This is a genomic window from Rothia sp. P6271, from assembly GCF_048512995.1.
GTDB lineage: Bacteria > Actinomycetota > Actinomycetes > Actinomycetales > Micrococcaceae > Rothia.
In genome coordinates, this window is record NZ_JBLXXV010000007.1 from 1 (window position 1) to 12,728 (window position 12,728).

At 47.3% G+C, this 12,728-nt stretch carries 11 protein-coding genes; 3 read left to right on the top strand and 8 right to left on the bottom strand.

Annotation, left to right across the window (positions count from 1 at the left end):
- Positions 1–213: 213 nt before the first annotated feature.
- Both ACN08X_RS06095 and ACN08X_RS06100 read left to right on the top strand, forming a co-directional pair.
- Complete coding sequence (locus tag ACN08X_RS06095) at positions 214–1,128, top strand: exonuclease domain-containing protein (RefSeq protein ID WP_419108222.1); 915 nt, start codon at positions 214–216, stop codon at positions 1,126–1,128.
- Positions 1,129–1,193: 65 nt separating this feature from the next.
- Positions 1,194–1,661 (top strand): hypothetical protein, encoded by a 468-nt coding sequence (locus ACN08X_RS06100; protein WP_419108223.1) that lies wholly within the window; start codon positions 1,194–1,196, stop codon positions 1,659–1,661.
- A 64-nt stretch (positions 1,662–1,725) separates the two neighbouring features.
- On the opposite strand, the gene tyrS is transcribed toward ACN08X_RS06100, so the two are convergent.
- The 6 genes from tyrS to ACN08X_RS06130 all read right to left on the bottom strand — a co-directional run bounded on the left by tyrS (position 1,726) and on the right by ACN08X_RS06130 (position 10,690).
- On the bottom strand, positions 1,726–3,033 hold the full coding sequence (gene tyrS, locus ACN08X_RS06105) for a tyrosine--tRNA ligase (RefSeq protein ID WP_419108224.1): 1,308 nt from the start codon (positions 3,031–3,033) through the stop codon (positions 1,726–1,728).
- A 133-nt stretch (positions 3,034–3,166) separates the two neighbouring features.
- On the bottom strand, positions 3,167–5,458 hold the full coding sequence (locus ACN08X_RS06110) for a HelD family protein (RefSeq protein ID WP_419102216.1): 2,292 nt from the start codon (positions 5,456–5,458) through the stop codon (positions 3,167–3,169).
- A gap of 189 nt (positions 5,459–5,647) precedes the next feature.
- A complete protein-coding gene (locus ACN08X_RS06115) occupies positions 5,648–6,199 on the bottom strand; it encodes an adenine phosphoribosyltransferase (protein WP_419102215.1) in 552 nt (183 codons plus the stop codon).
- Between the two features lie 140 nt (positions 6,200–6,339).
- Complete coding sequence (gene argH / locus ACN08X_RS06120; protein ID WP_419108225.1) at positions 6,340–7,800, bottom strand: argininosuccinate lyase; 1,461 nt, start codon at positions 7,798–7,800, stop codon at positions 6,340–6,342.
- A gap of 38 nt (positions 7,801–7,838) precedes the next feature.
- Complete coding sequence (locus ACN08X_RS06125; RefSeq protein ID WP_419108226.1) at positions 7,839–9,041, bottom strand: argininosuccinate synthase; 1,203 nt, start codon at positions 9,039–9,041, stop codon at positions 7,839–7,841.
- A 119-nt stretch (positions 9,042–9,160) separates the two neighbouring features.
- Positions 9,161–10,690: an AMP-binding protein gene (locus ACN08X_RS06130; RefSeq protein WP_419108227.1), complete on the bottom strand. Its 1,530-nt coding sequence runs from the start codon at positions 10,688–10,690 to the stop codon at positions 9,161–9,163.
- A 186-nt stretch (positions 10,691–10,876) separates the two neighbouring features.
- On the opposite strand from ACN08X_RS06130, the gene ACN08X_RS06135 reads away from it, so the two are divergent.
- The gene (locus tag ACN08X_RS06135) at positions 10,877–11,278 is read left to right on the top strand and encodes an ankyrin repeat domain-containing protein (protein WP_419102211.1); all 402 of its coding nucleotides are present in this window, start codon (positions 10,877–10,879) and stop codon (positions 11,276–11,278) included.
- On the opposite strand, the gene ACN08X_RS06140 is transcribed toward ACN08X_RS06135, so the two are convergent.
- Both ACN08X_RS06140 and ACN08X_RS06145 read right to left on the bottom strand, forming a co-directional pair.
- Complete coding sequence (locus ACN08X_RS06140) at positions 11,275–11,754, bottom strand: arginine repressor (protein WP_419102210.1); 480 nt, start codon at positions 11,752–11,754, stop codon at positions 11,275–11,277. The genes ACN08X_RS06135 and ACN08X_RS06140 overlap by 4 nt on opposite strands.
- Positions 11,755–12,080: 326 nt before the next feature.
- The gene (locus ACN08X_RS06145; RefSeq protein WP_419108228.1) at positions 12,081–12,713 is read right to left on the bottom strand and encodes a hypothetical protein; all 633 of its coding nucleotides are present in this window, start codon (positions 12,711–12,713) and stop codon (positions 12,081–12,083) included.
- Positions 12,714–12,728: the final 15 nt, after the last annotated feature.

Genomic DNA, 12,728 nt, shown 5'->3' on the forward strand with positions numbered 1-12,728 from the left:
CTCTGCAACTTGAAAAACGTAGACACCGGTCACATTTTCAGAAAAAGATTCCCCTAAAAAGAACAAAACTGCTAGTCAAGAGTGATATTTAGAAGTAAGAAAATAAAATTGTGATACAAAACAGCAATCACCGTCACTCTAAAAAGATAAAATCGATTCTAGGAAACCACTCATACAACAGCACTAAAGCATCACAGAAAGCCCAGAAATATTATGAACACCTTCATTGCCATCGACTTTGAAACTGCCAACGAACAACGTAAATCAGCATGCTCCATCGGTATGGTCAAATTTACGACCAACGGAGAAGTCCTCAACACCTACTACACCCTCATCAAACCTCACCCCGAGGTACGATACTTCAACCCTATTAACAGCTGGGTTCACGGAATCACCGAAAAAGACATCGAAGACGCACCAGAATGGTCAGATATCGCAAAAGAAGTTGCTCAGTTCATTGGAGAGCATCCTATCGTTGCACACAACATGGCCTTCGACGGATATGTACTCTCTGACCTCAATCGTCTATACCAACAAAAACCAATCGAGAACCGACGATTCTGCACCCTACGCCTAGCCCGCAAAATTCTTGCATCCGAGATAGAACGTAAAAGCCTCGATAACGTCTACTACTATTATTTCCCCAACGAAGAATTCACACACCACCAAGCTATTTCAGATGCTATAGCCTGCGCCAAAATATTTGTTCGTATGCAGGAAGACTACCCATATGAACAAATCCAAGAGCTCTGCCCTCCAACACAAAATAATAGAAGCGGAAGTCTACAACGCCCAGGCCTCTATGCAGAACAGCTCTCAGCTCAAGAACTCATCGAAAGATATGGACAAACCCCCTGTTTAGAAGGAGAACGCATTGCTATAACAGGAACACTCAAACACGGCCAACGTAGTGCAGTGCAAGAACTTATCACCGTTCTCGGAGCAACAGCAGAAAAAAGCCTCACGAAGAAAACAACATTACTCATCGTCGGAATACCCAGCCCCCAGCACGAAAAAGCAAACTCCAATGCATCACGAAAGCTACTTAAAGCCACTGCCCTCAAAGAAGCAGGCTCACCAATACAAGTTCTCAGCGAAGAAGAATTCTTCAACAGGATTACACCATAGACCTTAAAAATTTATAAAAACCATAGTAGATTAGGGGACAAGCACAAAGAAGGGGGTAGCCCACTATGAACCAGAACAAACACAACCCGTGGCAAAGAACGAACCCGTGGCAAAAGACATCTGTAGCTATCGCATTTCTACTCTTTGGTCTTGCCCTATGCATCGGAAACTTCAACGCAAAATACTACGTCATCTACCAAAACTACTACCTCGGCATCTTCCTGATTATCCTTGGAATCATCACAGCACTACAAGCGGTACAAGCATTCCAAAGAAAAAGAACAAAGAAAACGACAAACACCATCATCAGTCGTATCAGCGGACTCTCCCCCAGTAAAATCATCTGGCCATTCGTCTGTTTCCTCATCGGCATAACGCTCTTCTCACAAGACGTCGACATGACCTTTGCTAAAATCCCACAGAATACCTTTACCGGAGCAGTTTTCATTGCACTACCGTTTATTGCGATGATTCCAACTGTTTTCTTCTATATCCTCGATGTCGTTTACCAGAACACCAAGAAAAAATCATAGCCCCATACATCAGTCAGGCCCTCCCCTAGAAAACTAGAGGAGGGCCTGACTGTATATCAAGAACCTAACGAGTTACCTCAATAACCGCCATATTCTTCTTGCCACGGCGAATCAGCGCATACCGACCAAACAACAAATCATCAAGAGAAATCGCAGCGTCTTCGCCTTGAACCTTCACGTTATTAATCGAAGCGCCACCCTCTTTAAGGGTACGCCGCGCAGCAGATTTAGACTCAGATAAGCCACTCTCACATAAAACGTTAACCATATCTAGACCGTCAACGTTCACACACGCACGAGGAAGCTCAGCAGTAGCAGCGACAAGAGTATCCTCATCTAAATCAGAGAAAGAACCCTTCCCAAAAAGAGCCTCAGACGCAGCAATAACTTTCTGAGTTGCTTCAACACCATGCACTAACGACGTCACATCAAATGCCAGAGTCTTCTGCGCCAAACGCTTATGAGGTTCCTGCTCAACAGCAACACTCAGTTGTTCAATCTCCTCACGAGTTTTAAACGTAAAGACTTTCAAACGATCCAAAACATCAGCGTCAGCAGTATTCAGCCAGAACTGGTAGAACGCATATGGAGAGCACATCTGAGCGTCCAACCAAATCGCGTTACCCTCAGACTTACCAAACTTCGTACCATCAGAGTTCGTAATCAACGGAGTACCGATAGCATGTACACTCTTGCCCTCCGTCTTACGAATCAGCTCCGTACCAGAAGTCAAATTACCCCACTGATCAGAACCACCAGTTTGCAAAGTGCACCCATACCGACGATTTAGCTCAAGGAAATCATTACCCTGAAGCACCTGATACGAGAACTCCGTATAAGAAATACCCTCATCAGAGTTCAGACGTTTCGCAACAATCTCTTTCTTCACCATCGTGCCAACGCGGAAATTCTTACCAATCTCACGCAAAAAATCAATAGCAGAAAGCTCTGAAGTCCACTCAAGATTATTTACCATCTGAGCAGCATTCTCGCCCTCAAAATCTAAGAAACGCTCAATCTGAGAACGAAGCTTGCTCACCCAACTAGCTACAACATCACGAGAGTTTAAAACACGCTCAGAAGTCTGGCGAGGATCACCAATCAGCCCCGTTGCACCACCCACCAAGCCTAAAGGCTTATGTCCAGCAAGCTGCAAACGACGCATCAACAACAGTTGAACCAAATGCCCCAAATGCAAGGATGCTGCAGTCGGATCATAACCCGTATAAAAAGTAAGAGTCTGCTCTGAAAGAGCCTTCTCTAACGCTTGCTCATCAGTACTCACATGTACTAAACCGCGCCATTTAAGCTCCTGCCAGATGTTCTCAAAAGAATCATCATTACGTTGCTGCTCTAGAATACTCACAGACATACTTACTCCTTCTTACGGTTCTCCCGACAAACCTATTGTTCCAAAAACTCAAGATACTGTCTCTAGTGTATCGGCAAAAACATTACAAAACATGCCCAAACTATCACGAGGCACGTTCAACGCTATACGACGGTTACTCTAACCCCGCAGGGAATTCTTCAGCACCAACCATATACAAACGCTGAGTTGGACGAGTCATCGCAACATACAAATCGCCAATAGCACCGTGAGAAGCTCGAATAACAGCCTGAGGCTCAACAACAATCACCACATCAAACTCCAAACCTTTAGACTCCCACGGTGTCAATACCAGAATCTGACGTTCTAAAGCCGTCATAGACGTTCCCAAACGTTCACGATGTTGCTCTGCCACAGCCTGAACAACCTGAGCATAATGTTCATCGGTAACAATCACACCAATGAGACCGCCACCGTTATCAACTTCAGCCGTAATACATTCCAACACCTTCTGACACAAAGACTCAGAAGATACACGATGCAAAATAGGCGCCCACTGTCCCTGACGAACAGCACGAGGAGCATCCACCTGACGCCCCGCAGCCTGAGCAACAGCAACCGCAGCTTGAGCAATCTGTGCCGGAGTACGATAGTTCACCGTTAACGTCTCCAACGTCATACGATCCCCCACGAAAGGTTCCAACGCCTGCTCCCATGACGAAGCGCTCTCCGCAGAAGAAGCCTGAGCAATATCCCCAACAATCGTCATAGACTTCATGGGACAACGGCGGAACAATACTCGCCACTGCATCGGAGTCAGCTCCTGAGCCTCATCCACCACAATATGCCCATACGCCCATGTACGATCAGCATATGCAGCCTGAGCAGCGCTCATACGTTCAGGAGCCACCGCATAAGAATCAGCTAATTGTTCAGCAGTAATAACGCCCTCAACGCCATAATCAGAAAGTTGAGCATGAACATTTTCAAGAGTCTTCTTCGCATTCTCAAGGTTAGAAAGATGCTCCAACCGTGCACGAGCAGCAGCCGAAGCACCAACAACTTTCTCAAAATCACCCAAAAGCTCAGCCGCCTCATCTAGAAGAGGTACATCAGCTTCAGTCAGGGGGGCATCCCAGCTCCGTGCCAATAGTTGACGTTCATCAGCAGTAAACTCAGATAACGCAGAATCACGATAATGAGGTTTTGCAAAAAGCGAGCGCACCAAAGTCTCAGCGGATAACGGCATCCACGCAAGATTCAGTGCTTTACGCACATCCATAGAAGAACGAATATCCTCTTCTAGATAAGGACGTTCGAGGCTCTGCCCAGACGAAGAATCAAGTTGTTCTTGAAGCTGTTGAGTCAGCTCACGAATCAAAATCTTGACGAAGGTTTCACGTGCCTCATTATGAGGTTTTCCCGTAGAACGGGCACGATCACGTGCAGAACGAACCATACGAGGAGTCAGCTTTAACTGGTTCGAACCGACCTTCAAAAATTCTGTTTTTTCGAGGGTTTTCTGGCGGTCGCGTACAGCACGTTTAATCACTTCAACCATACGTAAATCGCCCTTAAGCTGATGAATTTTAAGGTCTTTCTCCGCAACAGCACGTACTCCGGGGAATAACGTTGCTAGAGAGGACATCACCACTCCAGTTTCGCCAAGAGAAGGTAGCACACGGTCGATGTACCACATAAAAGAAGCACTTGGCCCAATGACGAGAACACCAGCATTATTCAGGCGCTCGCGGAAGGTGTATAGCAGGTATGCGGCACGGTGCAAAGCGACTGCTGTTTTACCCGTGCCGGGTCCGCCTTGAACGACTCGAACTCCTGGCAAATCTGCACGAATAATACGGTCTTGTTCCGATTGGATAGTTGCTACGATATCGCCCATGCGCCCGGTACGTTTTCTGTTCAAAGCTGCTAATAGTGCACCTTCTCCGTGTAAAGCGCTCTCATCTTCGAGTAAGGAGGCGTCGAGGATGTCGTCTTCAATAGCTGTTACTTCACGACGTTCAAGGGTAAGGTGCCGTCGACGGCGCACACCGTTCCTATCGAAAGCGGTAGCTTGGTAAAAGGTGCCAGCTTCTGGGGCACGCCAGTCGGTGAGAAGTCTTTGATAATCTGCCGAAGCTATGCCGATACGACCAATGTAGTGGGTTTTGTCATCGTCGAAGTCTAAACGTCCAAAAGCTAAACGGTGGTCTACAGCGTTAAGCTGAGCCAGCCGCTCTTCATAATGTCTGGCGTAGGCGTCACGTTCTGAACGGTTCTGATGATTACCAGCCTCTTGGTTAAGGTGAACATCAGAGATTTTCTGTTCAGTTTCAGCGCGCATCTCATCTAAGCGTTGATACAGTTTTTTGACATAGGCACGTTCAAGGTTAAGCGCCCGCGTGTAAGTTTCGTCGTTCCTCTGCTGAGCCGTAGACGTTGAAGGTTCGTTGAGGTTCTCGGTCATGCGTATTCTTTCTTTCGTTCAGAGGTGGCAGAACATCTTTAAGATGAGGACTCTTTAATTCGCTATGCCTATGCAGTATTAAACCGTTTTTGTTGAGCTACTACTCTAGTGGAAATGGAAAGAGGAATAAGTTGTGTGTCGCTGTTTTACACAACTTACTCCTCCTTCAAGATTTTGGTCGGTCACCTTTTATTCGGTCACGGTGCTCAGCGCTTCGATGGTGTAGTTTCCGATAGCTTCGCGTCCGCCAAGTCCGTCGAGTTCAAGAAGGACGCCGATACCAGCAACTTTAAGTTGGGCTTGTTCCATTAAGAATGCGGCAGCAGCAAGAGTTCCGCCGGTTGCAAGCAGATCGTCGACGATGAGTACACGCGTTCCTGCAGGAATATCGTCACGGTGAATTTCGATAGCCGCGGAGCCGTATTCGAGTTCGTATTCTTTAGTGAAGGTATCTCGAGGCAGTTTTCCTGCTTTACGTACTGTCATCACTCCGGTACCTGCGGCGTATGCGATAGCAGATGCCATAAGGAATCCACGAGCTTCAACGCCTGCAACGATGTCGAAGGTTCCTTTGAAACGATGAACGAGTTCGTCGATGGAACGTTTGAACACTTCGGGGTGAGCGAAAAGCGTTGTGACGTCGTAGAAAAGAATACCTTCTTTAGGGTAGTCCGGTATTTGTGCGCATGCGGCGGGAATTAACTCGTCGATGGGCATATCGGCAGATACATTCTGATGCATGAGTGATGTAAACCTTACGTGCCGTATGATGGCGGCGTTTATAACAGTAGAAAGTCCGTAGGAGATTATACGCCAAAAATCTGAGTGATACTGAGTAGTTTTAAAATACCTTGTTCAAGAAACAACACAGTATACCCTTCTTAGGAGTTCGTCCAAGGCTCGACCAGAGGTTTTCGTGAAGCAAAATTTCGCTGTTCGTTCAACACTTCAAGAAGTTTTTGACGTTGTTTAGCAACGGCTTCTGGTGCAGTTCCGCCTTGAGTCTTTCGAGAGGTGAGGGAGCCTTCTAGTGTGAGTATCTCATGTACGCCGGAGCTCAGGTGAGGAGAAATATTGAGATAGTCTTCTTCGCTTAACTCCCATAACTCGCATTGATTCTTTTCACAGTGTTGGACGACTTCGCCTGTTATTTCGTGGGCTTCTCGGAAGGGGACGCCTTCACGGACAAGCCACTCGGCGATGTCGGTGGCTAACGCAAAACCTTTCGGGGCGAGGGATCTCATGCGTTCCGTGTTGAATATCAGTGTTCCGACCATGCCGGCAATAGCAGGTAAGAGAAGGTGGAGCTGGTCGATAGCGTCGAAAAGGGGTTCTTTATCTTCTTGTAGGTCTCTATTGTAGGCAAGCGGTAACGCTTTAAGTGTCGCTAAGAGACCGGTGAGATCGCCAATGATACGACCTGTTTTGCCACGAGCAAGTTCTGCGATATCGGGGTTCTTCTTTTGAGGCATGATGGAGGACCCTGTTGAAAAGGCGTCATCGAGGGTGACGAAAGAAAATTCTTGGGTTGACCAGAGGATGATTTCTTCACATAGACGGGATAGGTCAATAGCTGTCATGGAAGCAATCCATAAAAATTCAGCGTAAACGTCACGTGAGGCCGTTGCGTCAAGAGAGTTATAGCTTGCTGAGCTAAACCCGAGTTCTTGTGCGATGGATTCTGGGTCAAGCTCTAAAGAGGAACCTGCTAATGCGCCAGCCCCATAGGGTGAGACGGCTGCTCTGCGATCCCAGTCTTGGAAACGTTCAAGATTTCGGCTAAGAGCCCAAGCATGAGCGTAGAGATGGTGAGATAAGAGGATAGGTTGTGCGTGTTGTAGGTGGGTACGTCCAGGCATAGGGGCGTAGGGGTGTTGTTCCCCTTGGTAAAGCAGAGCGTCGATAACTTCGAGGAGTTTGCGGGCAAGGGCAGCTGCACTATCTCGTAAGTACATTTTGCCAAGTGTTGCGATTTGGTCGTTGCGGGAACGTCCGGCACGAAGTTTTCCTCCGAGTTGTTTGCCGGCACGGTCTAGTAGCCCTTGTTCGAGGGAACCATGAACGTCTTCGTGGTGTTCTGCGGGGGTGTAAGTTCCTTCCCGAACATCTTTTTCGAGCGTGTTTAAGGCGGTGAGCATCTGTTCTAGTTCTGTGTCGTTGAGCAGATGTGCACGGTGTAGTACGCGGGCGTGTGCTCGAGATCCAGCGATATCGTAGGGTGCTAGACGCCAATCAAAATGAGTTGATTTAGACAGTGCGGCAAGGGAATCGGCTGGGCCTGAGGCGAATCGGCCTCCCCAGAGCGAACCAGAATTTGTGCCGTTCGAAGGTGCTGAAGACATAAGTTTGAACCTTGGTAGAGGGATGTAGGTGTGCGGTGTTAGGGGTTGAGGCGTTGATTTCGTGCGGAGGCGACTTTTGAGGACAGACCAAAGATTTCGATAAACCCGCGTGCGTGCGATTGGTTGAAGGAGTCGCCTTCATCGTAGGTTGCGAGGTTGAAGTCGTAGAGAGAGCTTGTGGAGCGTCGTCCGGTGACGACTGCTCGTCCGGCGTGTAGGTCCATACGGATCTCTCCGTTGACCATCTGTTGGGTGTCTTGGATGAAGGCGTCAAGAGATTTTTTTAGAGGGGAGAACCATTGTCCGTCATAGACGAGTTCACTCCAGCGTTGGCCAACAATTTTTTTGAAGCGTGCTTGTTCACGTTCGATGGTGACGTTTTCAAGTTCTTGATGAGCTGCAATAAGCGCCATGGCCCCGGGTGCTTCGTAGATTTCTCGAGATTTGATGCCAACGAGTCGGTCTTCTACGATGTCGATTCGTCCGATGCCTTGCGCTCCTGCTCGGCGGTTCATTTCGGTGATGGCTTCTAGCGGTGTTACGGGTTTTTCGTCGATAGCGGTGGGGATTCCATGTTTGAAAGTTACGGTGCAGGTATCTGGTGCTGGGGAGAATGTGGGGTCGTCGGTGTAGTCGTAGACATCTTTGGTCGGTGCGTTCCAGATGTCTTCGAGGAACCCTGTTTCTACAGCTCGACCCCAGACGTTTTGGTCGATGGAGAATGGGTTTTTCTTAGTGGTAACGATAGGTAGGTTGTTGTGTTCTGCGTAGCTGATAGCTTTTTCTCGTGTGAGGGCAAGGTCGCGTACTGGTGCGATACAGGTGAGTTCTGGTCCGAGGGTTTGAATACCTACTTCGAAACGGACTTGGTCGTTTCCTTTTCCTGTGCAACCGTGGGCAACGGTGGTTGCGTTGAATTTTTGGGCGGCTTGTACAAGGTGTTTGACGATGACGGGACGAGATAGTGCTGAGACTAGAGGGTAAGCGTCCATGTAGAGGGCGTTTGCTGCGAGTGCGGGCATGCAGTATTCAGTGGCGAATTCTTCGCGGGCGTCCGCGATGTAGGCTTCGACGGCTCCGCAGTCTAGTGCTCGTTGGCGGATGGTTTCGAGGTCTTCTCCGCCTTGTCCTACATCTACGGCTACGGCGATGACTTCTGCTCCGGTTGCTTCTGCAATCCAGCCGATGGCTACAGATGTGTCTAGTCCGCCAGAGTATGCTAGGACGACGCGTTCTTTCATGGGGTGTTCCTTTGTTTTGTCGGTGGTGAAGTGGGTTTGTTCACTATCAACAAGTATGAATAATTATCTATAAATATGCAAACCTATGGATAATATTTCTTCAAAGGTCTTTTAATAAGCTATTGACGCAGCTCACGCTTGAGAACTTTTCCAGTAGCACCTAAAGGCAATGAGTCAACAACCCGATAATGACGAGGACGTTTATACACAGCAAGTTGTTGGCTACACAAATGCTCAACTTCCTCACAAAGAACCTCTTGTTCATCCTGAGAGCAACGCTGACGAGGAAGGATAAAAGCATAAATCTCCTCCCCCACACGTACATCTTTTCGCCCTACAACAGCAACCATGCGCACCCGAGGGTGCGCAGCAATAACATCTTCAATCTCTCGAGGGTACACAGAATATCCGTGACGTAAAATCATGTCTTTGAGTCGATCAACAATAAAAATGTTCCCCTGCTCATCGATAGTTGCCACATCCCCCGTTGCTAACCACCCCTCAGAGAGCACCTGAGAAGTTGCCTCAACATTATTCCAGTACCCCAGCATCACATTAGGCCCACTGACCCACAGCTGCCCAGGAACCCCCACGGGGAGCAGCTCTCCAGAGTTATCACGCACTTGCACTTGAATACCCGTCAATGCCGTCCCAACAGAACCAATAACAGGCGGGCGAGAAGGCTGATTAAAAGAGACAACCGGAGAAGCTTCAGATAAGCCGTATCCTTCAAGGATGTGACAGCCAACCAGCTGATAAAAATCGGTATGAGTTGACGCGAGTAAAGGAGAACCGCCAGAAATTCCATAACGAATATTCCCCATTAACGCCGAAGATTCTTGCCCCTCTAAAGTTGCAGATATTGCAGCATACATCGACGGCACCGCAGCAATAATACTCACCTTAGCTTGAACACATAACTCGATAGCAGACTCAGCAGTAAAACGTGGCAGCAAAGCAACCGAAGCACCTGCTGCAAAAACAGCGTTCATCGAAACTGTTTGCCCAAAAGAATGGAAAAGCGGTAGCCCCCCGAAGAAAACATCTTCTGCAGTGTAATCAAAGAATTCTGCCACCGTCATAGCGTTTGATAAAAGATTGTGATGGGTCAAAATAGCACCCTTGGGTTTTCCCGTAGTACCGGAGGTATAGAGAATGACGGCAGGATGTTGAGGTGAAACCTGCACTAATTCAACAGCGACATCTTCTAAGGTAGCTATGCCCATATCCGAAGGACTCACAAAAGCCTGAGCATCTACAATGTGCTGTTGCACCCCGGCAAAGGAGACCTGTTCCGTTACGACCCGAGACCCTTCCCATGCGATCAGCAACTGCGCGCCAGAGTCTTCTAGGTGATATTGCACTTCACGCTCTGAAAGTAAAGGATTTAGCGGAATACACACTGCTCCCAGAGAGATAATCGCATAATAGTACACCGGCATTGCCACAATATTAGGCAAGCAAAGCGCCACTGGAGTCTGATACCCCACTCCAAGCTCTCGTAGTTCTATTTGAGCGCGAACCACTCGTTCTTGTAATTGACGGTAGCTCAGAACAGTACCTTGATATAGCAACGCATGACGGTCAAGGTGAGTATGAGAGAGAAGAAGATTTGCTACATTACAAGGGTTTTCGAGGGAGGTTGTCACGTTGTGTTCTATTCATTGTAGGCTTTGGGTACGTTCTCATATTAGTGCACGTCAAGTTCTCAGGAGAAGAGCGACAGCAACCTCAGCTTTTGAAGATTGCGTAAGGTTTCGTTCAGAAGAAGTTTGCTTTATTCGGAAGCGCAAATCTGTTATTATGATTTACTCACAATAACACAGGAGATTCTTATGACTGAACTAACCCCCGCAGAAATTGACCTACTCAACCGAGTTTTTGACCTCGCACGAGAAGGAAATACCGAAGAACTAGAACCACTACTTAACCAAGGTATTCCCGCAAACCTCACCAACTCCCAAGGCGACACCCTGCTCATCCTTGCAAGCTACCACCAGCAGCTCAACGTCGTTGAACTATTACTCAAACACCAAGCAGACGTTAACCGCCTCAACGACAGAGGACAAACCGCGTTACTGTGCGCAGTATTTAAAAATAGCCAAGAGATCGCACAACGACTTCTCAACGCAGGAGCAGATTTAAGCATCGGCGTACAACACCCACTCGAAGTTGCTCAGTTCTTCCAGCTCACAGAAATGCAACAGCTCATCGAAGAACACCAGAAACAGGGCTAAGCTGCCCACTCCAAAAATTTTTGAGCCATCTGTTCCCCACCAAGAGGGTCACGAGTAATCACCATAACAGTATCGTCACCAGCGATAGTACCAAGAATAGGTTCAATACTCGCTTGATCAATAGCAGACGCCATAAATTGTGCAGCACCTGGAGGAGTCCGAAGAATAACTAAATTCGCAGAGGCTTCAGCAGTGATGAGAAGTTCCTTAAACAAAGAAATCATGCGCGCATCAACACCGTCTGCAGATGAACGGCGAACGGGATGATGAGGAACCGCGTAAATTAATCCGGACTTCTCATCACGCACACGCTCCGCGCCAATCTCAACAAGATCACGGGATAAGGTAGCTTGCGTTACTTTGACCCCATCGTCGACGAGTAATTGCGCTAACTCAGCCTGGGAACGAACATGATGTTTTTGCAATAAATCAACAATTCGAGCTTGACGAGCTGTTTTCGTCGAGGGGATAGACATTCTCTTCATTCTCTTTCTCAGCAAAGCAATCTGCTAGTTAGTCTAGTCCCGCAACATCACAGAATAAGAAAACTAGACTGCTGTACATCTTCTACAGCACACACCGATTATATGAGTATTTTTACGATATTTATACACTTATAGGAAAAATACACGAATACTTCCTAAAGAGTATGCAAAAAATGCTCCATAGTAAGCATCTATATAAGCATAAACATACTCTTTAACGGATAGCATAAACCGGCAAAAAAGAAGCCTCTTACGAGATGTACCATCATCGCAAAAGGCTTCTTCTTACCAAAACTCAAAAGTTCCGTGACACAAGACTAATACTCGTTATCATCCATCACAGAACGACGACGATTAATCTTCACCGACACAAAAATACCACCAGCAAAAATCACAAAAGCACCAATGATATACGCCCAACCAGTAAGCTGTTCAGAAAATACCACATCAGCAGTAATCGGCTTCAACGTACCTTGAGCGCCAGTACGAATAACCTCAATAGAATTATCCTTCGTCTTCGCCAACAAGGCATCTACCTCTTGAGGGAAATCTGCTCGAACACGACCAACGTCAGAACCACGGAACTCAACCATCTCACCAGCGTGAACAGTCAGAGGATCCCCCAAGTCAGAAATAAATAACTTGTTATCAAGTTGCTGATCCACCGGCAATTTACCGCTATAAATCGCAACATTGTCTTTTGTCTTCAAATCAGGAGTCAGATCCTTATAGGTTCCAGTCAATACCCACGTACGATCTTCATAACCAGAGTGGAAAGATGCAGCAGACAACGAACGTTCCCCTTGGATACCCAAAAATACCGAAGAAATAATCGCAAGGATAATAATTCCGACGGTTAGCCAACGGCTACGGTGATCAACAACCTCATCATCATAATCTTCAGCCTTATCAAAGCCAAAAAAAGAATCGTTGTCGGGTTCTTCAGTCACGATATTATCTCCCGA